The sequence below is a fragment of the Spirosoma arcticum genome, assembly GCF_054779955.1.
This window is the reverse complement of the sequence record NZ_BAAGXG010000013.1, coordinates 140,468-166,609: the sequence shown is the minus strand read 5'-3', so window position 1 is coordinate 166,609 and position 26,142 is coordinate 140,468. Positions and strand designations below refer to the sequence as shown.

Annotated in this window: 20 protein-coding genes; 14 read left to right on the top strand and 6 right to left on the bottom strand. The window is 49.0% G+C overall.

The window, feature by feature from the left end:
• Nucleotides 1-140: 140 nt before the first annotated feature.
• Entirely contained in the window at nucleotides 141-437 is a 297-nt protein-coding gene (locus ACYVHB_RS25010) for a type II toxin-antitoxin system HicA family toxin (RefSeq protein ID WP_461054548.1), read from the bottom strand.
• The gene (locus tag ACYVHB_RS25005) at nucleotides 424-1,377 is read right to left on the bottom strand and encodes a hypothetical protein (protein WP_461054547.1); all 954 of its coding nucleotides are present in this window, start codon (nucleotides 1,375-1,377) and stop codon (nucleotides 424-426) included. Before ACYVHB_RS25005 ends, ACYVHB_RS25010 begins: the two co-directional genes overlap by 14 nt.
• An 860-nt stretch (nucleotides 1,378-2,237) precedes the next feature.
• Between ACYVHB_RS25005 and ACYVHB_RS25000 the strand changes: the two genes are divergently transcribed.
• Nucleotides 2,238-2,495, top strand: a complete 258-nt coding sequence (locus ACYVHB_RS25000; RefSeq protein WP_461054546.1) for a hypothetical protein — start codon at nucleotides 2,238-2,240, stop codon at nucleotides 2,493-2,495.
• A gap of 90 nt (nucleotides 2,496-2,585) precedes the next feature.
• On the opposite strand, the gene amaB is transcribed toward ACYVHB_RS25000, so the two are convergent.
• The gene (gene amaB, locus ACYVHB_RS24995; RefSeq protein WP_461054545.1) at nucleotides 2,586-4,124 is read right to left on the bottom strand and encodes an L-piperidine-6-carboxylate dehydrogenase; all 1,539 of its coding nucleotides are present in this window, start codon (nucleotides 4,122-4,124) and stop codon (nucleotides 2,586-2,588) included.
• A 137-nt stretch (nucleotides 4,125-4,261) separates the two neighbouring features.
• On the opposite strand from amaB, the gene ACYVHB_RS24990 reads away from it, so the two are divergent.
• The 5 genes from ACYVHB_RS24990 (at nucleotide 4,262) to ACYVHB_RS24970 (ending at nucleotide 9,720) form a co-directional block, all read left to right on the top strand.
• Nucleotides 4,262-4,639, top strand: coding sequence for a hypothetical protein (locus ACYVHB_RS24990; RefSeq protein ID WP_461054544.1), 378 nt, complete (start codon nucleotides 4,262-4,264; stop codon nucleotides 4,637-4,639).
• Between the two features lie 209 nt (nucleotides 4,640-4,848).
• Entirely contained in the window at nucleotides 4,849-5,403 is a 555-nt protein-coding gene (locus ACYVHB_RS24985) for an RNA polymerase sigma factor (protein WP_461054543.1), read from the top strand.
• The gene (locus ACYVHB_RS24980) at nucleotides 5,400-6,218 is read left to right on the top strand and encodes an anti-sigma factor (protein ID WP_461054542.1); all 819 of its coding nucleotides are present in this window, start codon (nucleotides 5,400-5,402) and stop codon (nucleotides 6,216-6,218) included. Before ACYVHB_RS24985 ends, ACYVHB_RS24980 begins: the two co-directional genes overlap by 4 nt.
• Nucleotides 6,219-6,336: 118 nt before the next feature.
• Complete coding sequence (gene msrB / locus ACYVHB_RS24975; protein WP_461054541.1) at nucleotides 6,337-6,864, top strand: peptide-methionine (R)-S-oxide reductase MsrB; 528 nt, start codon at nucleotides 6,337-6,339, stop codon at nucleotides 6,862-6,864.
• Between the two features lie 267 nt (nucleotides 6,865-7,131).
• Nucleotides 7,132-9,720 (top strand): penicillin-binding protein 1A, encoded by a 2,589-nt coding sequence (locus ACYVHB_RS24970; protein ID WP_461054540.1) that lies wholly within the window; start codon nucleotides 7,132-7,134, stop codon nucleotides 9,718-9,720.
• 35 nt (nucleotides 9,721-9,755) lie between these two features.
• Here the strand turns inward: ACYVHB_RS24970 and ACYVHB_RS24965 are convergent, their stop codons facing one another.
• Entirely contained in the window at nucleotides 9,756-10,526 is a 771-nt protein-coding gene (locus ACYVHB_RS24965) for an MBL fold metallo-hydrolase (RefSeq protein ID WP_461054539.1), read from the bottom strand.
• Nucleotides 10,527-10,870: 344 nt separating this feature from the next.
• On the opposite strand from ACYVHB_RS24965, the gene ACYVHB_RS24960 reads away from it, so the two are divergent.
• From ACYVHB_RS24960 to ACYVHB_RS24925, 8 genes are all read left to right on the top strand, one after another.
• Nucleotides 10,871-11,683, top strand: coding sequence for a hypothetical protein (locus ACYVHB_RS24960; RefSeq protein ID WP_461054538.1), 813 nt, complete (start codon nucleotides 10,871-10,873; stop codon nucleotides 11,681-11,683).
• 19 nt (nucleotides 11,684-11,702) lie between these two features.
• Nucleotides 11,703-12,914, top strand: a complete 1,212-nt coding sequence (locus ACYVHB_RS24955; RefSeq protein WP_461054537.1) for a hypothetical protein — start codon at nucleotides 11,703-11,705, stop codon at nucleotides 12,912-12,914.
• On the top strand, nucleotides 12,911-14,266 hold the full coding sequence (locus tag ACYVHB_RS24950) for an OmpA family protein (protein ID WP_461054536.1): 1,356 nt from the start codon (nucleotides 12,911-12,913) through the stop codon (nucleotides 14,264-14,266). Before ACYVHB_RS24955 ends, ACYVHB_RS24950 begins: the two co-directional genes overlap by 4 nt.
• On the top strand, nucleotides 14,263-15,201 hold the full coding sequence (locus ACYVHB_RS24945; protein ID WP_461054535.1) for a hypothetical protein: 939 nt from the start codon (nucleotides 14,263-14,265) through the stop codon (nucleotides 15,199-15,201). The genes ACYVHB_RS24950 and ACYVHB_RS24945 overlap by 4 nt, the downstream gene beginning before the upstream one ends.
• Complete coding sequence (locus tag ACYVHB_RS24940; protein WP_461054534.1) at nucleotides 15,198-16,460, top strand: hypothetical protein; 1,263 nt, start codon at nucleotides 15,198-15,200, stop codon at nucleotides 16,458-16,460. The genes ACYVHB_RS24945 and ACYVHB_RS24940 overlap by 4 nt, the downstream gene beginning before the upstream one ends.
• A 33-nt stretch (nucleotides 16,461-16,493) precedes the next feature.
• Nucleotides 16,494-20,684 carry an Ig-like domain-containing protein gene (locus ACYVHB_RS24935; protein WP_461054533.1) on the top strand — a complete coding sequence of 1,397 codons (4,191 nt, stop codon included), beginning with the start codon at nucleotides 16,494-16,496 and terminating at the stop codon, nucleotides 20,682-20,684.
• 74 nt (nucleotides 20,685-20,758) lie between these two features.
• On the top strand, nucleotides 20,759-21,727 hold the full coding sequence (locus ACYVHB_RS24930) for a hypothetical protein (RefSeq protein ID WP_461054532.1): 969 nt from the start codon (nucleotides 20,759-20,761) through the stop codon (nucleotides 21,725-21,727).
• A gap of 21 nt (nucleotides 21,728-21,748) precedes the next feature.
• Entirely contained in the window at nucleotides 21,749-22,891 is a 1,143-nt protein-coding gene (locus ACYVHB_RS24925; RefSeq protein WP_461054531.1) for an RING finger protein, read from the top strand.
• A gap of 750 nt (nucleotides 22,892-23,641) precedes the next feature.
• On the opposite strand, the gene ACYVHB_RS24920 is transcribed toward ACYVHB_RS24925, so the two are convergent.
• On the bottom strand, nucleotides 23,642-24,811 hold the full coding sequence (locus ACYVHB_RS24920) for a cellulase family glycosylhydrolase (protein ID WP_461054530.1): 1,170 nt from the start codon (nucleotides 24,809-24,811) through the stop codon (nucleotides 23,642-23,644).
• A gap of 104 nt (nucleotides 24,812-24,915) precedes the next feature.
• Nucleotides 24,916-26,106 (bottom strand): aldose epimerase family protein, encoded by a 1,191-nt coding sequence (locus ACYVHB_RS24915; protein ID WP_461054529.1) that lies wholly within the window; start codon nucleotides 26,104-26,106, stop codon nucleotides 24,916-24,918.
• Nucleotides 26,107-26,142: the final 36 nt, after the last annotated feature.

The window sequence follows — 26,142 nt, the reverse complement described above, 5'->3', positions numbered from 1 at the left end:
AGCCAGGTAAATATAGGCTCAAACGGTGGTTTACTGTTCTCATGCGTTTTTCTGGGTTCGTTCGCCCGCGAACTCGGTGGCGGTTGGGCTGAAAACGCTGACTTTGCGGCTTGCTGCCTGTCGCCCGTGACCTGCCTTACTTATTCTTCTATGTCAAAAAGCCCCTGCTCTTTCAATTTGGCTGTGTAATCTTCCAATGACAACGGGCAGTTTGCCAAATCCATGAAATCAGACTTTTCTAATTTACATTGTCTTTTCATCTGTCCGATCAGCGAATCCCCCAATTCCTTCTCACCGTGACTGATTTTTGTGTATAGTACTACCTTTCCATTATGACGAAACTCCAGATACTTATGGTCATCACTTCGGCTTGAAGAATCTTCAAAGCCTTTCTTCTTCAAATTTTTGTACGTCTGTTTTGCGTCAAGCGTGGGCATGGGTATCAACTTGTTTGATTAAGGCGTTCAGGATTGTTTTTATGGACTGAAGCCGTTTTGTCAGTTCGGCATCGGGCAATGAATTGTAGCGATTGTAGATATACTCAAACTCCTCCGCAAAACTTTGCTCTGCTTCTTCTATTGTTGATCCAGTTCCAACTAAGTCGAGTATTTCACAAGTCATGACATGGTAATCATCCTCTTTTTCGAGCAAGCACCTAAGTGGGCCAAATAGCCTGTAAGTATGTGAGTTGGAGATAATCACATCGGGGGCAAGTGATAGTGATGCCTGCTTGTCAGAATATTCTTCAATAGTTTTTGAATTAACTTTTTTGTCGCCACGATAAGTGGTAACTACCTTTTTAAAACTGACCTCCTGAATTGTTTCTAACTCTTTATTTTCGATCAGAGGTGTTACCAGCTGGTCACGAACCTCTTTAGCAAATGGTCGAATAATATAAAGCGGGATAATATTATCCTTGCCCTCCTTCTGTTTTACATCGACAACATTTACGGGTGAGCCGCCAAAACTGTTAACAAAGTTGTAGAGACCGTCAACAACTTCATTGCGACGGTATGCATCTGGATACAGTTCTCTGACTTTTACAAAGTTTCCTTTTCCAGAAGCCTCAACTAATTCATCAAATTTTTGCCGAACCAATTCACGTTGATTATCAACATCGCCATTAAGAGTTAACTGACGGCGGGGGGTAAATGAGAATTGAGGGACAGCACTGCCAGCTTTAAAGCCAATAAGTTCTATCTTAAAGTTATTTAAATCAATTGTGGAGCCTTCCGAAACATTGACTTTAGCAAGCGTTTGGAGTAAAATTTGAAGGTTTTTAGCTATTTCGACTAAATAGTCAACCGGGAGAGAGTTGTACTTACCAACCTCTCCGCTCACCTGTAAATTAATGGTTTCTTTATCTTGCTCGGACATACAGGGTTAACAAATCTGGGCTATTATTTGTCGTCAAAAGTACAAAAATCAGGCCAGCTACTTGTCGTATGCAAGCTGATCTTGCCCTGTCGGGGCGTTCACCCTGTCGCAAAAACCGGCCCCGCAAACAAAACCTGCCCAACCGAAGCGTTCGCTCTGTCAGCCGAGACCCGGAAGTGGAAGCCTAAACCTGCCTGACCGGGGCGTTCAAATTGTCGCACGAAACCCGCCTTGTAAGCCTGAACGCGCCAAACGCCCAAGTGCAACCTGTCGCAGGTGACCTGGAAATGGAAGCCCGGCATTGACCATCACCCAACGCCCCAGGGGGCTGATGGTGAGCGAGTCACTTGACTGAACAACAGCCGCTTGCACCTTTACACCCCCTGAAGGTTGGGCTGAAAAGTCTCCTTCGGGGCGAGCATCTTGTCAGTGGTGACCACCCCACGCGGAGCGCACACAACGCACGGTCCAAGTCCTTTTATGCCGACAGGCGAAGCTCAACAACGCACAGTCAACTTCTTCTACCGAGCCTTGTCAGACCTTGACTGTCGGGACGCGCGCCCTGTCGCAAGAAACCCGCCCCGCAGACCTAAACCTGCCCAACCGGGGCGTTCAAATTGTCAGCCGAGACCCGGAAATGGAAGCCAAAACTTGCCCACGCGGGGCGTTCAAACTGTCGCAGGTGACCCGCCGAGCGCACACGGCTTATTGCGCTCACCCAACAGATTATTGTGCGCAACATCGCGACATGGCAATCTACTGAAGATCACCTACCTTTCGTGTCGCAAAAGACCAATCAACCTGGTGGTGCGCTGAATGGCTTGTAAAGAAATCGAGTAGCTACCATACTTCCTACTGACTTGCGTAAGATATTAATTAGACGGTATTTACAGCCTGCTGTGCAGCGCGTTTGGGATATAGACGGGTATCCCAATTACTTCTTCGGCGAGGACAAAAACCTCTATCGAATTACGGCGCGGGGTGAACTCCGACGCAATCCGCGCCACCTGAAAGGCTATACACTGGGCTATGTGCTGAAAAGCCGCTTCTATAGCTATGCACAGCTACGTCCGTTGCTACACCGGCACGGAAATACAGATCATCCAATGGTGATTTGACTGTACTGATGTTGTCGGCGGTTGATGACTACCTGTTGACTTCCACCATCAACTCACCAAATACCTTATCCCGCACCTGCAAACTATCAATTACAGCTCAAACGTGATGCCCTGTGCCAGCGGCATAGTCGTGCCGTAGTTAATAGTGTTCGTTTGTCGGCGCATGTAGGCTTTCCAGGCGTCGGAGCCGGATTCGCGGCCCCCGCCCGTTTCTTTTTCGCCCCCAAACGCCCCGCCAATCTCAGCCCCCGACGTGCCGATGTTGACGTTGGCAATGCCGCAGTCGGAGCCGCTCACGGCCAGAAACCGCTCGGCTTCGCGCATGTTCAGCGTGAAAATAGCTGACGACAAGCCCTGCGGTACGCTGTTTTGCTGCACAAGAGCATCGTCTAAGGTGGTGTACCGGAGCATGTACAGAATGGGGGCAAACGTTTCGCGCTGCACCACCGCCCAGTGGTTTTCAGCTTCGGCAATGCACGGCCGCACGTAGCAGCCCGACTCGAAACCCAGTCCCTCTACCAAGCCCGGCTCCACCACAAACCGCCCGCCGGACGCCCGGATTTCGGCTACGGCCGCCTGATAAGCACCGACTGCCTGTTTGTCAATTACGGGTCCAACGTGAAACGACTCGTCCAGCGGACTGCCGATGCGGAGTTGCGCATACGCTTTTTTGAGCCGTTCTTTCACGTCTTCGTAAATGCTTTCCTGCACAATGATCCGGCGGGTGGTCGTGCAGCGCTGCCCGGCCGTACCCACCGCACCGAACACGATGGCCGGAATGGCTAAATCCAGATCGGCATGATCAGAAACGATGATGGCGTTGTTACCGCCCAGTTCGAGCAAACTCCGGCCTAATCGGCTGGCTACGGCTTCGGCTACGGCTTTGCCCATGCGGGTGCTGCCCGTTGCCGACACAAGCGTCACGCGCGGATCGCGGGCCAGCCACTCCCCCGCGTCGCGCCCACCCGTAACCAAGCAGGATACGCCCTCGGGCACGTCGTTGTTGCGCAGCACGTCGCCAATGATCTGCTGGCAGGCTAAGGCCGTCAGGGGTGTTTTTTCGGAGGGCTTCCACACGCAGACATCGCCACAAACCCAGGCCAGCATGGCATTCCACGACCAGACGGCCACCGGAAAATTGAAGGCCGAGATAATGCCAACGATGCCCAGCGGGTGCCACTGCTCCAGCATCCGGTGGGCGGGGCGTTCGGAGTGCATCGACAAGCCGTACAACTGGCGCGACTGGCCCACGGCGAAATCACAGATGTCAATAATTTCCTGCACTTCGCCCAGCCCTTCTTGGAGCGATTTTCCCATTTCGTAGCTGACGAGTGTGCCGAGTTCCCGTTTGTAACGCCGGAACTGCTCGCCCATCTGCCGGACAATTTCACCCCGACGAGGGGCTGGTACGAGCCGCCACTCGGCAAAGGCAGCCTGTGCCGTTTCAATAACGCGGTCATAGTCGGCGCGGGTCGATACGTTGACGCGGGCAATGAGCTGACCATCGGCGGGAGAAAACGAATCAATCGTTTTGTGCGTACCGGCGGGCGCATCCGTAGGCCAAAACTGCTGACCCGTGCTGGTGCCGGGCTTAACGGGCTGGGTGGGCAGGGGAAGAATGGACTGCATACAATTGAACTGTGGTTCGTTGGTAAAAAACAAAGCTACCCGCCTTCCCGAAAAGAATAGGCACGCATACGCAAACTTTTTGGTTGTATATGGGTTGAGAATAGGACTATTCACGGTCAATAAAATCAAACAACGTTATGAACAGCAAGCAAATCATACCCCTGCTCATTGCAGGAATCGCTCTGGTAAGTTTGCGCGGACTTGCACAAACCACCCCAACCGGAGCAGCTACGTCCACAACTTATCCCACGGGAGCCGTTGTCTCCGACTCCCAGCCAACGCCAAACGCATCGCGCAGAAACAACCGAATGACGAAACGTAACAAGCGCAATACCAGCACATCTGATGCAGAAAAAGCCAAGTACAGTCAGAGTTCGACCAGCAATGGCACGGCGGTCAATAACAGCAACTCGACAAATTACAACAGCAACAACGCAACAAATCCTGCTACAGGCGTTGGTAGCGCAACGGCAACCACGGGTACGAACCCCTCCTCCAAACCACCTCGCCGGTAGTATCGGGTAGGCTGGCACTGAGCGGGCGCGGATTCAGACAGTCAGATGGATTGATACTAACAGAAAGGTGTGCAGAGCCAACCGGTATGTTTAGCTGGTCGGCCCTGCTTTTTATTTACACGTTATGTATAGTACACAATTGCGGAATGACCGAATGCACACCGATTTTTTGATTTTCTGCTATATTTGGCCTACTTAAACCAGTCTGCGTGAAACGTCAGTCATCCTTAGTGCCTGAAAGTATTCTGATCGAAAAGCTTACCCAGCGCGATCAGCAGGCCTTTCAGTGGCTCTACGATCAGTATTCGTCGGCTCTGTACGGGGTCGTCCTGCGCATTGTGCGCGATGAGGAGCAAGCACAAGATGTGCTGCAGGATATTTTCGTTAAAATCTGGAAAAATTTAGATGCGTATGACGCCAGTAAAGGCCGATTATTCACCTGGATGCTCAATGTGTCCAGAAATACAGCTATTGATGCCTTACGGGCCCGTAAGGCGCAACCCTCCAGTGCAATCCGAACCGACGAAGACAACGTACATATCATCGACCGGCAGTATAACACACAGCAGCCTAATCCAGAACACATTGGTGTTCAAGAGATTGTAAGCCAACTACGACCAGAACGGAAGCAGCTAATCGACTTGGTTTATTTTGCCGGTTACACGCATGAGGAAGCCGCCGAAGAGTTGAAACTACCCCTCGGTACGGTGAAGACCCGAATTCGGGCCGCCTTGCAGGAACTAAAGCAATTATTTAAATCATGAACGTAACGGAGTATATAGCTTCCGGCATTTTGGAGTCTTACGTCATGGGTGCGGTAAGCGACCAGGAGCGACGTGAGGTCGAATGCCTGTCGTCTGTCTATCCGGAAGTCCGGACTGAGCTTGATGAGCTGTCGGCTGCACTCGAAAATTACGCAATGCTTCAAAGCGTTGAACCACCGGCTGCGCTAAAAACGCGGTTAATGGAGCAACTCGACTTTAACGAATCGAATCAAACGGTTGTCCGGCCTATGCCGGTTGTCCGCAATTCCGATTTCACCTACCGCAGCACCTGGATCGTAGCCGCATCGGTGGGCTTGTTAGTGCTTACTTTTTCGTTTTTTCTGCTTTCCCAACTGCGCTCCAACCAAAACACAATGGCCTCGCTCCGAACGGTCAATGGGTCACTTCAGTCGGAACTTCGCCAACTGCGCGATTTTCAGGTTTATAGCGAACAGCGTCTGGCCATTTTGCAGAAACCCGGTATGCGCGTCATCGAACTGCGGGGTAATGAGAAAGCACCTAAAGGCGATATGTTTGTGTATTGGAACACCCAGACCAAGCAGGTGAGCGTTGATATAAAATCGTTGCCCAAGCTCCCTGCCAACCAGCAGTATCAGCTTTGGTCGCTTGTGGATGGTAAACCGGTGGATGCGGGTGTGTTTGAAGCAGACACGACCAATCCAGTACAGGCACTACAACGTCTGAACCGCTCAATCAGCCGCGCCGATGCCTTCGCCGTCACGGTTGAAAAGCGGGGCGGCAGCCCAACGCCCACCCTCTCAACGCTGCTGGCATTGACGCCGGTCGATGCCTGAACGGCTTTTCCTTTGTATTTGTTTATGAGGTATTGGCGAACGACAGTTCAGCGACTGTGGAGCTGAACTGTCGTTCGCTAATACCTTTGTGCATTCTTCATCCATCAACAACAAACGAATGAAATATACCCTGCTTTTGTTGCTGCCCGCCTGGTTAGCATCGGGCGTTGCTTTGTTAAATGCATGCCAGTCGAGCGCGTCGGATCAGGCTGCGGCCACCTCAACAAATTTGGTTGACGATACCCCGCCGGGCGGACGCCGGGTCGTGAAAACCAACGCCGAGTGGAAAAAACTGCTCACAGCCGATCAGTATGCCGTACTCCGTGATCACGGCACCGAGCGGGCGGGTAGCAGTCCTCTGAACGATAATCATGAGCATGGTACATTCCTGTGCGCCGGTTGCCGCAATCCGCTGTTCTCGTCCGACACGAAATTTGACTCTGGTACAGGCTGGCCAAGTTTCTACGCCCCCATCGCCAAAAATGCGGTTAAGGAAGACCGCGACGTCAGCTACGGTATGGCACGCACCGAAATTCTCTGCAACGTTTGCGGAGGCCACTTAGGTCACGTTTTCGACGATGGCCCAAAACCAACTGGTCTCAGGTATTGCATGAACGGGGTGGCTATGACGTTTCAGAAGAAATAAGTTAAAAGAGTCGTAAGTCGTAACAGTCATAAGTGGCTGACGCGAGCAACTATTGTCGTCAGCCACTTATGACTGTTAAGACTTACTGACTTACGACTATTTTAACCGGTTCACAATCAGCCGGGTTGCTCACGCGACCCGGTTTTTGTGTATCAGATCGGCTTAAAATGCGTTATATTTGAAGCCAGACCACGGCAAGAACGAGTAATTAACGGCTCCGTAACGTAGCACCGTTTGGGGTGTTCAGGATTTTATTGATTAGATCGCATGAGTGAATATAGGGAGCGATTCCGCGCCGTTCGACACGCTTTTGGCACGTTCCGGCGACGAATTCGACAACGCCGGGCGCAATTTGGTGATGTCAGACGCGGAGTTGGCCGACATCTTTACCGCCAAACGGCTAAAATAGCGGGCGAAGAACGAGTTAGTTCATGGACAGCCTCGTACCGACAATACCGTAACCGGCTGCGCTCACTTGTTCACCAGTACATTTCCCCCCAATCGTGGTACTATCCGTACCTGAAAAACGGCACAAGATTTTTTCTGGCCGGGACGCTGTTGCTTGGCGTCTACGTCTTTATCCTCAATTATAACTTCCTGTACTTAACGGGGGCGATGCCCAGCGTGGAAGAACTGCGCAACCCCAAGCTGAATCAGGCCTCCGAAATCTACTCGCAGGATGGCATCATGATCGGCAAGTTCTACGCTGAAAACCGAACGCCCATTAAGTTCGAGAATATTCCTAAGCCACTCATCGACGCCCTGATTGCGACCGAAGACGTGCGCTTTTATAACCATAGCGGCATTGATCCACGGGCTATTGGCCGGGCCGCCATTAGTTTAGGCCGCGACGGGGGCGGTTCTACCATTACGCAGCAGTTTGCTAAAAACCTGTTTAAAACCCGCCGGAAAAACAACACCGGCCTGTTAAACCGGATTCCGTTCGTCAGAAAGATCGTTTACAAATCGAAAGAGTGGCTGATGGCACTCAAACTCGAACGCAATTTCACGAAGCAGGAGATCATCACGTACTATTTCAACACGGTCGATTTTGGCAGCAATGCGTTTGGGTTAAAAACAGCCGCCCGGACGTTTTTCAACAAGGAACCCGACAGCCTGAACGTGCAGGAGGGCGCGGTGCTGGTCGGCCTGCAGAAAGCAACGACAAATTATAACCCACTCCGAAATCCGGACCGGTCGAAAGAACGCCGAAACGTGGTGATTGGCCAGATGGCTAAGTATGACTATCTGACCAAGGCCCAGGCCGACTCCATTAGTGCACTGCCGTTAGTAACCGATTTCACGCCCGAAAATCCGTATTCAGGTCCGGCCAGCTACCTCAAAAACGCGGTGCAGGACTACGTGGAGAAATGGGGCCAGGAAAACGGGTATGATCTTAACACCAGCGGCCTGCGCATTTTCACCACCATCGACTCGCGGATGCAGACGTACGCCGAGCAGGCCACAGGCGAGAAAATGAAACAGTTGCAGCGTACATTCGACAACCACTGGCGCGGGCGCAACCCCTGGACCGATGAGGATGGCAATGAACTGCCGGGGTTCATCGACTCCGTAGCCCAGCGCACCGAACGGTATAAGTCGCTGTCCCGCCGGTTCAAAGATTTGTACCCCGATTCGGTTATGTACTACATGAAGAACAAAAAGTACAAGATGCGGGTGTTTACCTGGGATAATAAGCGCGGTTATGACTCAACCGAAATGACGCCCTACGATTCCATTGCTTATTACAAACACTTTTTGCAGTCGGGGATGGTGGCGATGGACCCGCACACGGGCTACATCCGGGCGTGGGTTGGTGGGCTGGACTACGATTATTTCAAGTATGACCACGTGAAGCAGGGACGCCGTCAGCCCGGTTCGACCTTCAAGCCGTTCGTGTACACGGCCGCCATCGACGACACGCTCATCAACCTCAGCCCCTGCGACCGGATTCAGGACCGGCCCTTCCGGAAAGAGTACCGCGAAAACGGCGAAGATAAAGTGTGGGAACCGCGTAACTCAACCGGCTACTACACCTACTCGCGCATGACCCTACGCCGGGCATTGGCTCGCTCGGTCAACTCCATAACGGCCCAGCTTACCGACGACGTAGGGCCCGAACGTGTGGCCGAGTACGCACACCGGATGGGCATAAAAAGTCGGCTCGACGCCGTACCATCCATCGGGTTAGGGTCGTCGGACGTGTCGCTGTATGAGTTGGTGGGTGCCTATTGCACGTTTGTCAATGATGGTGAAGCCATTGAGCCGTTGATTGTGCAGCGCATCGAAGACCGTGATGGAAACCCCATTGAGACGTTTATCCCGAAGAAACGGCGGGCCATCAGCGAAGAGACCGCGTTTTTGATGCGGTATATGCTACAGGGCGGCTTACAGGAATCGGGGGGTACGTCGCAGAATTTGTGGTCGTTCGATCTGTTCAAAAACCGGAATGAGATGGGCGCTAAAACCGGCACTACCTCCAATAACTCGGATGGCTGGTTCGTCGGGCTGTCGAACAACTTAGTGGTTGGCGCGTGGGTTGGTGGCGACGACCGCAGCATTCACTTCCGCTCGACGGATTTGGGAGAAGGGGCCAAAACGGCCATGCCGCTGGTGGGGCGTTTTCTGGAGAAAGTCTACGCCGACCCGAAATTCAAAAATCTACAGGGACCGTTTCCGAAGCCCACGATTCCAATCAACAAAGAATACATGAACTGCGGTTACTCCGGTGATGAGGAAGAAAGCGAGGAATCGGATTCAACCAGCACGCTGGACGAAGTGACCGACTCGACCTTTGTGCCAACCGCCCCGGCCCCCGACCAGATCCCTCCGTCCGACACGACGGGGACGCAATAAAATCAGTCGAAATCGCACATTACAAGGTAAACTTCTTACGCTGCGGTGACGGTAAAAACCGGCGTTTCCTCAAAGCGCGAAGCAATCACCAGCTCGATGCCACGTGTGTGCGGGGTGAATAAGTCCGTGAGTAGTTGCGGGCAATTATTATCCTTCGATAAGTGCGACAGCAGCACGTGACTCATGTGAGCAGGCTTATGCGCTATGAATAAATCCAACGCCTGCTGATTGGACAAGTGACCTTTACCGCCCCGGATTCGCTGTTTCAGGAAGTGGGGGTAACGTCCGCCCTCTAACAACTGCGCGTCATAATTAGCCTCTAGAAAGGCCGCATGGCATTGGCTGAAATGGTCGATGAGGGGTTGGCAGGGCGCACCAATGTCAGTAAACACCCCTACGGTAACGCCCTGATACGTGATTAGAAAGCTGTGCGGGTCGGCGGCATCGTGCAGTTTGGGAAATGCACGAATGCAAAGCTCACCAATCCATACCGGCTCATACCCCTGCAACGGGCGGATGGGAAACCGCTGCAGGGGTATGAGCGACTGATGGAGTGTTCTGGGCGTAATGTAAACCGGCAATCGGTATTTCTTAGCCAGCCCGGCAATACCTCTGATGTGATCAGAATGCTCGTGCGAAACAAAAATGGCCTTTACCGTTTGGAGGGATAGTCCCAGCCGCTGCATTCGCTTTTCGGTTTCCCGGCAGGAGATACCCGCGTCGATCAAAACGGCTTCGTGTTCGTTACCCACATAGTAGCAATTGCCGTTGCTGCCCGAATTTAAGGAAGTAATAGAAAGTGGCATCGTGGTACAAGGTAACGAATTTCAGGGCTTGTTAACAGCGAAAATTCGCATTCGGCAAGTAGTTTTTCATACCTCGCAGATGTCACTACTCGTACAATAGCCACCTACTTCCCCATGGCCTGTTTATGGCCGCCGTCTCGGCCGGGTCATAATTTAAAAAAGACCGCAGAAAATCAGAAGCTTTGAGATATGAAGCTTATCCAGTATGGTACAATTTCTTAAAAATAGCCACTGAATGGAAAGTAACCTGTTGATTTGTTTCTATATTTGATCTTACTCGTATTGAATGGTTTGAGTAAGATCAGCCGCAACTTAAATAGAATATTGACACAAAACAGCAATCAATGAAACACCAGTACTTCCTCTTTATCTTCATTGTCTTTTTCCAAGTTAGTTGCAGCAAACGCGCTACAGTTCAATTCATGCAAAAAAAGCCAGAACTTACTTCTGCTGACGTGCTGACAGAAATTATGCTCGTCAACAAATCACCACGGATTGTCTTACGAGTTCCAGACACGCGTAAGGGGGTAACGAATACTCAGGGGACCGGTGTGGTGAACCCGGTAGTTATTAAACAAACTGGCAACGGTAGATCAGCCGCTAAAACTCAGTCTATTGAGTCACAGTATGATGAAACATCCCTTTACAATTCTATAGAAAAGCAACTGTTTAAGGAAGGTTTCAGCGTCCGGGACCGGGGGCTGTTTAACGAAGTGCTGGATGGTAGCGGTAGCGTTGATTATTCCAAAATAAGTGTGCTCACTAACACCGATCTGATTCTTGAACTTGTTCGGCTTGATAACCCAGTCGGCTATACAACAAATGTTTGCTATACTGACTCAGATAATCAGCAAAGGCTTATCAGTGAATACCGTGATATGCGAGGTGCATCCGTAGAGTTCAAATTAGTGCACGTAAAGACAAACGAGATCGTTGGCTCATACAAGATTCATTACACACCCTGTTTAGAAGGATGTCGGGGAGTATACAAAAAAGGGGGATCCCGGGGAGTTTTCACAAACTCCCCGTGGCTGAAACCTGGAGAAAAGGCACAACTCAATAGGTTAGATCGGAAAGCCTATCAGAGACTTGATCAGGACGATTTAGAAGTGTTCATGGCTGATGCCACCCACCAGTTAGTGAAAACCATGCGTTAATACTCAAAGTGTAACCTTTATGAAGCAACAATTACTATCTGCATTTTTCTTTTTCGGTCTAACATACACACTTTACGCACAGGACGCTATATACACTGCGAATGGTAACCGACTCAATAACGCCCAACTGACGAACATTACCGAAGACCGTGTTACGTTCACTGTGCAACAAAGTGATAAGCTGAGTACTCACAACTTTCAGCGCCAGAATGTGCTCATTGCTTTCAGGAAAGGCAATTTCTTAATAGTTAATGAGCTAAGCTCTGATTTGGATAAAGCCAAACAGGAACTGCAAACGTTCCTGACAACGACCGTATGGAAGGATAAAGACTACCTAATACAAGCGGTTCCGTTTAAGGTGATCTCTGCAAAGATCTCGTACGAAAACGATGCTATTGTTAACTACGTAACGGACGACAAAAAATCAGCGTCAATTTCTAAGGGCGAACTGATCGCTATTTTTTACAGTGATGGCCGTCACAGTTTAATAAGAGAAGCTTCTGAAGCAACCCCAATATTGGCTGGTGTTAACAAGCAGGACATTGGAGTTTCTAGTGGACAAACTACTTCAGCTAAATCAGCAGCCGTATCGCCTTCCTCAGGACAGCAGCCAGCTACTCAAAAAGAGTCTCAGGCACTTAAACCATCTTTACCCGTAAATGAGCAGGCCTCAGAGACGGGTCCACGATCTAAAGAAGCAGCTCCCGCGCCCCAGGTAAATAAGCTGGTTCTCAGTGACGAACAGTTTCAATACTATCGCCAGAAGGCGCTGGATAAAGTGGAAGAATTTGCTTCCTACCTGAAAATCATCGCGAGCAAATCCTTTTCTGATTATGACAGAAATCAGGCTATCGACCAAGCTGTAAGATTGTTCATGCCAGCTTCTACCATGGAGGTTACGTCCAAGAGTCAACCAGGCGCCCGCCGGTATCCCATACGAACGTACTTGACTAACTTGAAGAGGCTTAATTATAAGTCTGTTGATATTGAATGGACCGAAATACAATACCTTAAAGAATTGTCTCAAGCCGTCGACGGCAACTATTATGGAGTCATCACTGGCCAGCAAACGTTCATAGGCTACGGAACAAACACTCAATATAGTGATGTAACCCAGAAAAATGTTCGTGTTAAGTTGGAGCGCTACACCAAGACCGAAGATGGCCTGGACAATGTAAAATGGGGGTTACTGCTGGGTTCCATTGGCGTGTCGGCTCAACAAGCACCATGAGTACGATTAAGGCAGTAATAATCTGGCTGTTCATTATTCCGCTTCTGGTTCAGGCACAGCAGGCAGACTCTTTGTGCCTCCGGGTACGGGGGGTGTTGATCGATTATGCTACTCACAATCCGCTGGATAATGGCCGATTATTTGCAAAAACCGCTAATGGTAGGGTTACTGTGAGCACTAACGGGGATTCTGGTCAATTTTCAGGTATGCTACCTTGCGGAACGACTGCCTTAGTTGTCGAACGAACTGGTTACCGCTCTCAAATCATTCCCGTTCGGCTTTCAGCAAGCGTAAATGCCCAAACTGTTATGGTTGTGATTCCGCTATTGCCCGTTGACAAGCAAAACCACGATACACCTTACCTTCAAACTGAGCAAACAAGCTATGTACAGCAAGACAGCGCTGCTATCCAATCCAACCAGGATAGTAATCACGTTCAGCACAGTACATTTCTGGTTGCCGATGCCATTCTGAACAAACCACTTCCGGCCACTGTCTGCTTCTTCTACACAAAAACAGGGGAAAAGCGATGCTTAAGCACTAACTCGAAAGGTTGGTTTAATTTTGATTTCAATCAGAAGGACATTGTTGCTGTAGAGGTTAGCTCTATTGGTTATCAGCCTTATGCGGGAAATTTAATCGTGGAGCAGTTGGATGGACGTTCGTTACAGCATCAAATACGGATGCAACGTGAATTAACATTGCTCTCCGTTCGAGCACCGGAGGCAACTCAATGCGAACTTCGTACGAAGACCAAAACGATTCCTTTGTTATCCATACCAGAGGCCCAGGGTCAGTATGCATTATACGACTTAGTACCAGGCGCCTATGAGTTGATTGTCAGTTATCACGAAAGGGTAGTTCGGCAATCAGTTCAACTGGAAGCAGGCCTAAACTTTTTCACCGTTACACAACCTCGTACTGGCACGATAAATACATTGGCTAACAGCGAGGCAACAGTGCCTAAAGTCATGGCTGCTGAAATGACCGCTAGACCAACTCTGTCGCTACCCGATACTATTCCTATGATCTATTTCGAGCAGGGGAGCTATCAACTGCGTATAGACTCGCAGAATGTGTTGAGACAAGTTGCCAGCTATATGAAAAGTCACCCAGCTTATGTGCTCCAAATTACGGGGCATACGGACAACGTTGGTAACCCCCAAATCAACCAGAGTCTGTCAAAGTACCGGGCCCTCGTCACGGCTACTTTTCTAACCAGGCAGGGCGTTTCGGATAGGCAGCTTACTAAGGATGGAGTAGGAAGTAGTCAGCCAATGGCACCTAACGATATAGAAACAAATAGAGCCCTTAACCGGCGGGTTTCTTTAAAATTAACCACTGCTCAATGAGAAAACTTTACTTACCAAAATACCTTTCCTGGCTTGTCTTTTCGCTTAGCGTAACTATTGGGTGCCACCAGGAACCGATATTATCTGCTTCGGCTATTCCACTAACGTGCCAGATCTACGGTGTTGAGAACGTAGACGAAGGAATTCGTGATACGACTACCTATTCATACACCGCTTTTGGTCATTTGAGAGAAAGTGCCTACCGTCAGTGGGTTAATAATTTCTTGACAATTAGTACAAAACAGGATTTTACTTACGACGATAACCACTTCTTAATAACGCAAGTCGACCAAACGACAACCTATACATCCGGTGGTGGTCGAACACAGAATAATAAGGCTTATTCCTATACCTATAATAACGGGCAGATCCAGCAGATAAAGACAACCGATGCTCTATCAGGGCAGGTAATCGACACTAAAGAGTACATCTATTTTGATGGAAAGCTAAAAACGTACACCGAAACCGAAGAGCAAAAAAAAGCTACCTGGGTCTATACATTTGATCAAACAGGTGAGCTAACGCAGCTTATAGGTCCAGGTGCAATGTCAGCCGTTGTGACCAATGGGAAGATTACAAAAAAAACGCTACAAGGCGGTACAATTATCACTTATGAGTTTGATAGTCAAGGTCAGTTAATGAAAGAAACTACCACTTCTAATACCACTCAAACGGAGCGTACGTATGCCTATGACGAGGCTCCATATTGGAACAAAACACAACTTCTGTTACGAGGAATTCCAGCGCCTGATCTGGGTGGTCATACGTTCGTTCATAACGTTGAAAGGGCCACAATCACAAGTACCCAAAACGGCCGTGTCGTTCAGAATAAAAAATTTAATTATCAGCGAACGTACAACAAAGCCGGCTATCCTCTTGGCTATGGTAGAGATGATGGGGCTCGGCAAAATATCATTTACGCTAACTGCCTATGAAAAAGACATTTACTTACTTATTACTGATTATAGCGGTGGCTGGAACACCAGTATTGGCGCAAAAAAACGTCAAGAAAATTTATGTTGCCCGTGTGAACAATAGCGACACGACTATCACCAGACGCGATAGAGATGAAATTACCTTCCAGGCTAAGAGCACCATCACTAATCTGCTCGAATTATTGTCTCTTTTAACATCTACCATTCCGAACGAACCAGAACGGGATAAAATTATCAAAGACAGTTATCTGCCCAATTCTGCTCAGATATTTTACAATGATGCCGTTGTCATAGAAGACGACATTAATCCGACCCGTGTAATATCAAAAAACACTACCGATCTATCCGTAGATCGTTATCTCAAAAATCTGGTCATATTCTACTCTAAGGCTGACACATCAACAATCAAATTCACCAGGGTAGTTACCTCTTCTCTTATTGAGGGCAAATCTTATCTTTATGTCAAGGTGTTCTTTACATCGGTGTTTAGCGGTAAATACAACGATCAGAACAACAATCAGGTTGATGTATCTTATCAGCCGGTGCAACGTGTAGCCGAATTAAGAGCCGAAAAAGCAGGTGGAAGGTGGCGTACGTTCATTGTGCGTCTGGGTTTTCTACAGCCAGATGAAAGATTAACGAATGAAACGAAGCCAGTCATCTCGAACAACTCTGGCCCTAAACAACCCATCAAGGGTAAGCTTTTTCTTTACCGAAGCACGGGAAACACTTCAGATTCTGTAGCTGCTAAATGGGATAAGAACTGGCTCAATATAGTCCGTTCGACCACTGACAATATACCAGTCGGCTTCTATCAACATCGCAAAATTGACAATACCAGTCAGGCTTACGTAAGCATTACGCTGACGAATAAAGACCGGTTACTCGCGTTCAGGCAACCTAATGGCTCAATACTTGCCTTCGGCCAGGTGGTTTCCTCCAATCGATTACTGGCTTGGCTTCAAATTGCAACGGGCGTGGTTGCCTTAGGGGCAAGTTATGCGGGTTACAACTCGCTCCAGAATAGTTACAAAGTGTATAGCGACCGGATAACGACTCTCAATTCCGAGTACGCTATCTGGCAAACATTGACGCAACAACCGGGTGGCAACCCAGCAATTCCCATGACTTTTGGAAGTTACGCTAAGCCGGGTATTTATGCGGTCTATGGGGGGGGCGTATCCGGTAGCGCTCTGCTCGTCAATGGTATAAGGCAGTTAGTGAGGGCAGGGAAATTGAAGAAACAAGCGAGAAAATAAGCCGCTTGATAAGCATATACGAATTAACGTCAAATGAATAGATCAATAAACCGACTCTGTCTGACTGTGATAATCTCCATCATCAGTCTGGTTCTGACAGAAGCGCAAACCGTAACTCTTTACAATGGCGATCCAGCCGGTAATCCAGCCGATGCCTTCGACGGTAACGTGTTTCAGGCAGGAACTCAATTTGGTGATGCATCTATTTATGCCGTATTGGGTGGCGGGGCTAAATCGTTCCAGATTGTATCACCGGGAGAAAGCTTAACTAAAACAGTATCGTCAACTGGATTCTTTACCATACGGCCAACCAGCAACATGGTGGTTGATAATACCAAAATTTTCAGTTTCTCCGGTACGGTTACCGGCTCAGTTGCCATAACGGTTAAGCAGTTGGGCATCGGTTTAGTCGATGTTAACGTGAAAGAGGCAACGCCGGGAGCAGAAATTACCGTTTCTTACGCCACAGGTGCCGGTACATTCCCAGCAGAGCTTGCGGCTGGGAAATTTAAAGTACAATTATTGGATGCTACCGGTAGATTTCTCAATGATCTGCTGAACTCAGCCGATCAGTACGCCGGGCAGGAGAAGGCTGGGGCCAGCCGAGGTGGTCTGCGATCCATTAAAGCAACAATTCCCGCGAACACAGCTCCCGGAACATACCGGGTTCGGGTCATAACCCAAGGCTTAACAACGCCCGTGAGTGGCACGTCAAGTAGTTCATTCATTGTTCGGGACAACACACCTATCATTAATGCGGGCAGCATCGGGACAGGCAGTTTCTGCGCTGGTACAAGCGTATCATTTCCATACTCAACCACGGGAACATTTCCGTCTGGCAACCAATTCAAGGTCCAATTAGTCAATGCGGATGGTACCACATTCCAGGACTTATCCGGAACAAGTCTTACCTCACCAATTCAAGCCACACTGCCTGCTATGCTATCTGCGGGATCGTACCGTTTTCGCATAGCTGCTACAGCAACGAATGTAGCAAGCGCCACCAGTGTAATCAACGTGTCAACCCTGCCAACAATGACCATCTCGGGGAGTTCGACAATCACTACTGGCGCAACGGCTCCCGTTCAATTGACTTTCACGGGAACACCACCCTGGTCATTTACCTACACAGACAACAACGTTGCACGTGCAGCCTCATCATCAGGTAGTTCTGTTACAGTCAGCCCAACCTTTCAGTCTACAACCACGTACGACAAATCATTTATAACAGGGTTCCGGGACAGTGGTTGTGGCACCAGTGGTCTGATTAGTGGATCGGCCCAGATTACCGTTAGGCAAGTAACAATAACCACTGGATCACTGTCCGGTAGTTATTGTCCCGGCAGTGTGGTATCAGTGCCGTTCACAGTCAGCAGTCCTTTGCCAGCTAATGTCATTTATCAGGTACAGATTTCGGATAACAATGGTAATTTCCAGAACGGGCCGTTCATTGGTAGTAGTACAGGAACAAGCTCCGTAACCGCCACGATTCCGCAAACGCTGGCACCCGGTACGGGCTACAGGTTGCGCATTGTCCCTTCTAACTTTGGGTCAGTCGAGTACGTAGTCGGTTCACTGACGATCAGCCGACCTGATGCGCCTAAAGTAACAAATCTGTCTATTTGTTCAGAAGCAACAACGGCCCCGCTGAGTGCTATGGGTACTAACTTGAAGTGGTACACAACCAGTACCAGTTCGCAATCGCTGACCAGCGCGCCTGCACCATCCAGTAATCAATCCAATCTCTACTATGTCAGCCAAACGATAGATGGCTGCGAAAGTACACGCCAACCGATATCGGTATCAGTCGTTGCTGCCCCTGCCGCCCCAATGGTCAGTAGCGTTTCGCTTTGCCAGGGTGGTCAGGGACAATTCTCGACCTCGATTCCCGGCATACTTTGGTACACAGCCCCTACGAGTGGAACAGGATTGGCACAACCACCTACACTTAACAGTCAGACTGCTGGGGAACAGACGGTTTACGTCTCGCAGACAATTAATGGCTGTGAAAGCTCGCGTACTGCCGTGAAAGCCACAGTGTATCCCATTCCGGCAGCACCAACTGTACAAGCGCAGAGTCCACTATGCCAGTTTTCTACCGCCAACTCCCTGACAGCGACCGGATCGGCCCTGACTTGGTACGATCAATCGGGTAAACTACCGGGAGCACCGATACCCAACACGTCGCTTTCAGGAACACTCTCTTATTCCGTCAGCCAGTCCGCTAACACCTGCGAGAGTGCCCGCGCAGCAGTTAGCGTGGTTGTTACGCCTGCTCCGGCCCTGCCAGTTGCCAGTTCTGGGCGATACTGCGTGGGCGAAACTCCCCGCTCATTGAGCGCAACGGGTTCCAACCTGAAATGGTATACATCATTGACGGGAGGTGCGGGTTCATCTGCGTCACCTACCTTCTCTACCCAAACTGCCGATGTGTTAACCTACTACGTTTCGCAAACTGACGCCAATAACTGCGAAAGCCTGCGCTCACCCGTGTCTGTATCGGTTATTGCTGCCCCTGCCGCCCCAACGGTCAGTAGCGTTGCGCTCTGTCAGGGTGCCCAGGGACAGTTCTCAACCTCAATTCCCGGCGCACTCTGGTATACAGCTGCTACGGGTGGAGCCCCATCTTCTCAGCCCCCGGTAGTGAATAATCAGACTGCCGGAGAACAGACTTTTTATGTTTCGCAGACGGTCAATGGCTGTGAAAGCCCGCGCGCTGCCGTGAAAGCTACGATCTACCCAATTCCACCCGTGCCAACCGTACAGACAGCATCCTTGTGTCAAAATACTATTCCAAGCCCCCTAACAGCAACCGGATCAGCTTTAACATGGTATGGCCAGTCGGGTAAGTTAGCCGGTGCCCCTACTCCTACTACGTCATCACCAGGAACGCAGTCCTATTCCGTCAGCCAGACGGCCAATGGTTGCGAAAGTACACGCGCAACCATTAGTGTAATTATTTTACCTGCGCCAGTTACGCCATTAGCCAGTTCCGTACGCTACTGTGTTGAAGAGACCGCCCGCCCGCTTTCGGCAACGGCTTTAACAGGCAACACTATAAAATGGCACACGGCTGCATCGGGCGGACCGTCTACGGTTGATTCTCCCAGCTTTTTTACGGTAGAGCCTAAGATCTATACGTTTTATGTAACGCAAACTGATGCCAACAACTGCGAAAGCCCACGTTTGCCGGTATCGATATCCGTCGTCGCGGCTCCTTCTGCGCCGACGGTCACAGCCAATCAGGTTGTTTGTCAATCGGCTACGGTAGGTCAGCTAACAGCGAGTCCGAATACCGGCCTGATCTGGCAAGGGCCGGGTATTACGAGTAACGGTGAAACGGCACCGATACCGAGTACGTCCCAGCCTGGCACCTTTACGTATCTTGTTGCTCAGAGAGCCGGTAGTTGCACAAGTCCAACTTCGCAGATCGTCTTCACCGTTCGCCCGACACCAGCTAAACCCGTAACCCAATCGACAGCTACCTTCTGCATTGGTACAACGGGTACGCCACTTTCCGCTACCGCAGCAGGTCAGTTAACATGGTACACTAATGCTGACCGTAGCGGCCCGTCCTTGGCTCAGGTAATTCCGAACACCAGTCAGGCGAACATAACCACGTACTACGTCACCCAGAAAGATGGCAATAACTGTGAAAGTCAACTTAGTGAAGTGCAGGTCCGCGTATCGGCAAAGGCAACAGCCCGGCTTACGGGTGACGGTACCGTAAACCCCGGCGATAGTACGGCCATTCGGGTACGATTCACTGGTGATGGCCCCTGGTCATTCACGAACTGGAATGGACAAGTAATCAACACCGCCGACTCGCTTTACGTAATTTGGGAAAAACCAACGACAACCCGAACGTATGTCATAACGAATTTGAACAGTGCTTGTGGCACAGGCGATATCCGCAACAGCTACACATTGACGGTATTAACACCCTTGGGTACTCAATCGGTAATAGAACCGCTGGTACTCAACGCCTATCCTAATCCAGTCACTGGCGATCTGTTCGTAGATTGGCGTTCCCCAACAAAACAACCCATTACGCTTCAACTCATCGATGCAACGGGCAAAATTATTGAGCAGGTCAACCGGTCAATTACCAGCGGTTCACAAACCGAACGTTTTCAGATGAGCAGTCAGCCTCCCGGAATGTATATTCTCAATGTAACGACAACTAACAATGGGAAACTGACACGTCGGATTTTGAAGCAATAGATTACCCATCACTGCCTCTTACATTCAAAAACAACTTCAGTAAGTTCTCTCACACAATCTAAATTTTTTGTAATATGCTAAGTTTCAAGGAGTTTACTTTTCCGCCAGCAGGGCAAGACAATCAAAGGCCATTTGATCCTTCTACACCTACAAAGAAGTTTTGGCTGTATACAAAAAAGAATGAAATGAATTTCGGAATCACATTACCAGGGCTTTGTGAAACCACCGGTTACTCAACGCAAATGTTAGCATTTTTTGGTGTCCTAATCTTAGAGATTGTTCCCACCGTATATGGAATAGCCCAAGGCCTTCTCTGGCAAGCTGTAGTTGCTTCCATTTTTGTAGATATTTTTTTTGCTGTAGTTGCACATTGGTGGCATTATGATATCCTTAGAGCAAAAAATCAATTAGTGATTACTAATGATTCAATAGAGAGTCAAAATCTTAGACGCCAAATTAACAAACACTCCTTTTACACTAATCTGTTTTATTTTCTCATTTTCGTTTCAGGATGTATTAAGTTCTTTTTCTTCTATAAAGCCTACGTATTCTTTGACGCTATAGCAGGTGGAGCGTTAGTCTGTTATTTATTAGGAGCTTTGCTTCACATTACTTACACAGGCTACTTTTTATACACCTCAAGGTTCCATTGGTTCATGCACAATGAATTCAGAAAGTACCTGAATACAAATGCGGAAAGATTTGCAACGCATCAGCCAAATCCTCAGCCAATACAAACAAGTGGTGCAAACATTCAATTTAACACTTTAACAAAAGGTCTTCATAAAATTTATAAAACGTCTGATGGTCAACATTATTTTGAGACATTCGGCATATTGACTGATAAAGAGCTGTCCGAATTTGTAAAAGCGCAACAAAATCCAATAGCACGAGATGTAATAGCAAGGGAGGGGTTATCACAACAACTTTTGAATTTAGGCTTGATAAACGCTGGAGCAGTAAACTTAAGAAATGCAACTAATGGTATAACCAATAATGCCACTTCAAACACTGTTACTGTAATACCAAGCACAAATAACTGAATTCAGTTAACATTCACACTTATGAAACAAATTTTCAGTTACATAACCACTATAATTTCTCTTGTGTTTTGTGATGTCATAATTATTGGATGTGGCAATTCAGGAACAGCTACAGAAAGGATAGATATCAAGATCATTTTTACGGACATACCATCTACGGTCAGTGATGAATCTGGCAAACTGTCTGATGATGCACGCTTTCTGCTAAGTGGTCTAGAAGCCGATCAAAACAAGTGCAAACGTGCCTTTATTCTCAATCCTAAACTTGTACGTCCTGATTTGCACATAGATACTTCTATAAGTACTAAAATAGAAAGATCTTCAATTGCTGCTGCAACATCAACAAGGGATTTCAAACTTGTTCAGCAAAACCTCGAGGAATTGACTTTACCTGATCCAATTTTACAAAAGTCTACTTCCAAAGTAAAGGCAGATAGTTTATTTAATCACTATGTGTTAACCGAGGCAGCTCAAGATTCTCTGCTTATTCTCTTTGAGGAAAAAGCACCTGATTCACTAAAGATTAATGGTAAACGATATAAAGTTTTAGCTAACAGTGGTGAGGTTAGGAACAAAATACTTTCTGTTTTATGTCAGAACCCGAAAGCTTCTTTCGCTTTATTAATTAACCCTCCAGTGATAGAGTCCAAGCCAACGCTTACACTCAGTTTAGAAGTAAATGAGCCGGACTGCCAATCCGGAAAAATAACTTTAACAACTACAGGTGGAGACGGTAGTCCAATCACTTTTAGGAGCCAAGGTCTGAGCAGTAGTCAGAAGGATAATGAATTTGTCATACCTAAAGTGCAACGTAATGGTAAAACGTTCACGTTCCTCGCCACACAAAATGGTGTTGTGGCAAAAGTTGATTATACTACTAAGTGTGTATTTCTTCCTCCACCGCCCCCAAGAAGGCCAATTAGTAATCGTAGTACATTTGGCAATGTCGATAATGGTGATCTATCTATGATAAAAAATAGCGAAGGGTGTGACATCTGCACTCGCTATTATAGTGCCACCGATAAGCTTGGGCGCACTCGACAGGTTACAGAGAAAAACTCAACGTTTTGCTGCCCTTGTGGAAAGACAATTGAGATGAGAGGCCGTACCTACCGCATGGAATGCGATGGAACCGGTAGCAATAGACTTGCACTGGTGGAGTAAAACTGAAAGTCAGTTACGCGTTAAGCGTGATAAATGTGTCACCTGTAACTATATCTGAACGGTTAATTAATCAACTGTACGTTCTAATAATGAGTCCAAACTAATCTGTCCATGAAACGTCTACTCCTATTTTTGCTCTTGTTTGCTTCGAGTGTATTGTCGTTCGCTCAGGTTCATGTACGAGGTTATTATCGAAAGAATGGCACGTACGTCCAATCACACCAACGAACGCGCCCGAACCACACGGTGACAGACAATTACAGCTATCCCGGCAATCACAACCCGAATAAAGGACGGATTACAGGTGGTTCGGTTGAGACCCGTAGTCCTGCGATTTCAACGCCAACAGACTACGGTAATTATATGCCCACCCAGGACACCCCTACTGAATCCAGTACATTGAGGAGAGACAGTAAACCTTTTTCTCCACCCAATGCACTACTAAGTTCAGAACAACTATACGCCGTAGTAGAACCTAATACTGCTTTAAAAGCAGAACCGACTTACACGGCTAATTCAAAATATGCAATACCTAAGGGGACAGTTGTAAAGGTCTCGAAGTACAACGAAAATTATTACTTAGCCGAGGTTGACGGGCGTAACGGATACATATGCACTTGCCAAGTAAAAAAGACGTTTGCTCAGTTAACAGATCAATAAACGCCAAAATGCAAATAGCTCCCTACCGCCTTGTTACATGGGTTGAAGGAGCTATTTGCACTCGTACAATTCACTACAGTCAGTTCTCTCCTATTTCCCCATCACCTGTTTGATGGCGGTTGTTTCGGCGGGGTCATAGGGCGTTCCGTCCTGCTTGTAGACTTCGTGAAACCAGACCGCCGGTTCACGACCGTTGATGTAGGGTTTCTGCCAGCTATCCCACGGCAGAAACGTCTGGGTTTTACCCGCCACGAAGCCCCAATTTATCATGCCGACTTTCACCTTTTTAGCAATGGGCAGGTGCGTTTGAAACTTGCTGTCGACGCCCCGTGCCATAAACTCGGTGCAAATCACCGGGCGACCCATCTTCTGCAATACCGGAATTATTTTTTCGAGCGCATCTGCCGTCGAATACTGGTGGAAGGTGATGATGTCGGAGTTCTCGAACTGCACTTTTTCCATCGGCGTCCACTTGGCCGGGTTGCTCCAATCGTGGCCATCCCAGAGAATCCACGGACCCGACGTTAGCGGCTGAGTCGCTCCGGCCGAACGGCACCACTGGAACACCTGCGGCAACAGACCCGTGATGATGGCGACCTTTTTGGCGTTGTCGAGTTCGATTTTCTTTTCGTTTTTACCGTAATTATTGTCGTTGCAGTTATCAGGCTCGTTCCAGGTGTCCCAGGCTAAAATGCGTTTGTCGTTTTTAAACGCCCCGACCACGCCCTTCACGTAGGCTTCCAGACGCGGATACTGCGATACGTCGGTGAGGGCGTCGGCACCGGGGCTTTGTACCCAGCCCGAGTTGTGAATGCCCGGCACGGGGTCGCGCTGCTTGCCGAGTTTGGGAAACGGGTCCCAGCACGAATCGAACAGCACCAGCATGGGCCGGATTTTGTGTTTGGCGCAGATGCTCAGAAACTCGTCTAAGCGCTTGGTAAAGCCCTGCGGGTCCTGCCAGAGCAAGTCGTGCAGAAACACGCGCATAGTGTTCATACCGATGCTTTCGGCCATGGCCAGCTCTTTGTCAATGGTCTTCGGGTCGAAGGTCTCGGCCTGAAACATCTCCAGTTCGTTGATGGCGTTGGCGGGGGCGTAGTTGGACCCAACCAGAAACGGTTCTTTGGCGTACCAGGCATTGGCTTTTTCAGACGACCAGCGCCCCGGACCGTTCGGCGCTCCGGCCGGTCCGCCGATGCGGGTCTGCGCCAGCGTGACGGTGGAAATAAACAGAAAGACTAAAAACGAAAAGCGTTTCATACGTGGGCAAATGAAGTTGAAAGGTTGTTTATTGACTAAAGACAATTTTCCTTTTGACAGGATTAAACAGGATTTGTTACTTTGTAATCCTGTCGGAAAAACTACTACTTGACCACCGAGAACCGGTACTCTGTCGTCTGTCTGTACGTCTGACCGGGTTTCAGGATTGTACTCGGATAGGTTGGGTGGTTGGGCGAGTCGGGGTAGTGCTGTGTTTCGAGGGCGAAGGCTTCGCGGTAGTTGGTGGCCTTGCCATACTTACCCGTATCGTTGCCGGTAAAGAAATTGCCGCCGTAAAACTGCAAAGCTGGTTCGGTCGTCAGCACTTCCATTTTGATACCCGATTTGTCACCCGTGATTTCTCCGGCTTTTGTCATCGCCGGATTATTCTTTTTCAATACCCAGTTGTGGTCGTAGCCTCCACCGAATGTTAGCTGTTCGTTTTTCTCGTTCACCCGCGACCCAATGGCCGTTGGCTTCCGAAAATCGAACGGCGTTCCGGCCACCGGCACCGGTTCGCCCTGCGGAATGAGACCCTTGTCCACGATTGAATACCGGTCGGCGTCGATCATCAGCACGTGGTTGTTGATGGTGCCGCTTGCTTCGCCGTTCAGGTTAAAAAAGCCGTGACTCGTCGGGTTGTAGGGCGTGGCTTTGTCGGTCGTCGCTGAATAGTCGATGCGCAGGGCGTTGTCGTCCGTGAGCGAGTAAGTTACTTTCGTCGTTACCGTGCCGGGAAAACCGCCTTCGCCGTCTTTCGATACGTACGTCAGTTCGAGCGTTTTATCGCCGGACTGTTTGGCATCCCAGACGTGGGTGTGGAAACCGCTCGGTCCGCTGTGGAGTGTATTACCGTTATTGTTGAGTTCAGTCTGGTAGGTCTTGCCATCGAGCGTGAATTTACCCTTCGCAATCCGGTTGCCAAACCGCCCAACGATGGGTCCGTAGAACGGTTCGTTGGCTTTCTGGTAGGCAGCAACACTGGCAAAACCCGGCACAACGTCGGTTTGCTTACCCATTTTATCAGGCATCAGCAGTCCCACAATCCGGGCACCGTAATTGCTGATAGCGACTTGAATAGCGTCATTCTTCAAGATAAACAGTTCCGCCTTCTTGCCGTTCACCTCACCCGCGAACGAACCTGGGTCTGGAAGTTTTGCGCCGATCATGGCCGTCGTATCGCCGGTGGCAACGGCGATGGAGTCGGTTGCTTTCTGTTCGGTTTTGTTGGTTGGTCCGCAGCCGTTGAGACTGATAAGTACGGCAAGGGCAGCCGGGAAAACGAGTTTGTACATTGAGGGTAGGGGTTGTCTATCAAAAAACGATTTATA

Coding starts and splice junctions, on each gene's coding strand:
- amaB (WP_461054545.1), bottom strand. CDS start 4,124: ATGCAGTCCATTCTTCCCCTGCCCACCCAGCCCGTTAAGCCCGGCACC.
- ACYVHB_RS24970 (WP_461054540.1), top strand. CDS start 7,132: ATGAGTGAATATAGGGAGCGATTCCGCGCCGTTCGACACGCTTTTGGC.
- msrB (WP_461054541.1), top strand. CDS start 6,337: ATGAAATATACCCTGCTTTTGTTGCTGCCCGCCTGGTTAGCATCGGGC.
- ACYVHB_RS24945 (WP_461054535.1), top strand. CDS start 14,263: ATGAGAAAACTTTACTTACCAAAATACCTTTCCTGGCTTGTCTTTTCG.
- ACYVHB_RS24990 (WP_461054544.1), top strand. CDS start 4,262: ATGAACAGCAAGCAAATCATACCCCTGCTCATTGCAGGAATCGCTCTG.
- ACYVHB_RS24935 (WP_461054533.1), top strand. CDS start 16,494: ATGAATAGATCAATAAACCGACTCTGTCTGACTGTGATAATCTCCATC.
- ACYVHB_RS25010 (WP_461054548.1), bottom strand. CDS start 437: ATGCCCACGCTTGACGCAAAACAGACGTACAAAAATTTGAAGAAGAAA.
- ACYVHB_RS25005 (WP_461054547.1), bottom strand. CDS start 1,377: ATGTCCGAGCAAGATAAAGAAACCATTAATTTACAGGTGAGCGGAGAG.
- ACYVHB_RS24940 (WP_461054534.1), top strand. CDS start 15,198: ATGAAAAAGACATTTACTTACTTATTACTGATTATAGCGGTGGCTGGA.
- ACYVHB_RS24920 (WP_461054530.1), bottom strand. CDS start 24,811: ATGAAACGCTTTTCGTTTTTAGTCTTTCTGTTTATTTCCACCGTCACG.
- ACYVHB_RS24965 (WP_461054539.1), bottom strand. CDS start 10,526: ATGCCACTTTCTATTACTTCCTTAAATTCGGGCAGCAACGGCAATTGC.
- ACYVHB_RS24960 (WP_461054538.1), top strand. CDS start 10,871: ATGAAACACCAGTACTTCCTCTTTATCTTCATTGTCTTTTTCCAAGTT.
- ACYVHB_RS24955 (WP_461054537.1), top strand. CDS start 11,703: ATGAAGCAACAATTACTATCTGCATTTTTCTTTTTCGGTCTAACATAC.
- ACYVHB_RS24915 (WP_461054529.1), bottom strand. CDS start 26,106: ATGTACAAACTCGTTTTCCCGGCTGCCCTTGCCGTACTTATCAGTCTC.
- ACYVHB_RS24980 (WP_461054542.1), top strand. CDS start 5,400: ATGAACGTAACGGAGTATATAGCTTCCGGCATTTTGGAGTCTTACGTC.
- ACYVHB_RS24925 (WP_461054531.1), top strand. CDS start 21,749: ATGAAACAAATTTTCAGTTACATAACCACTATAATTTCTCTTGTGTTT.
- ACYVHB_RS24950 (WP_461054536.1), top strand. CDS start 12,911: ATGAGTACGATTAAGGCAGTAATAATCTGGCTGTTCATTATTCCGCTT.
- ACYVHB_RS24930 (WP_461054532.1), top strand. CDS start 20,759: ATGCTAAGTTTCAAGGAGTTTACTTTTCCGCCAGCAGGGCAAGACAAT.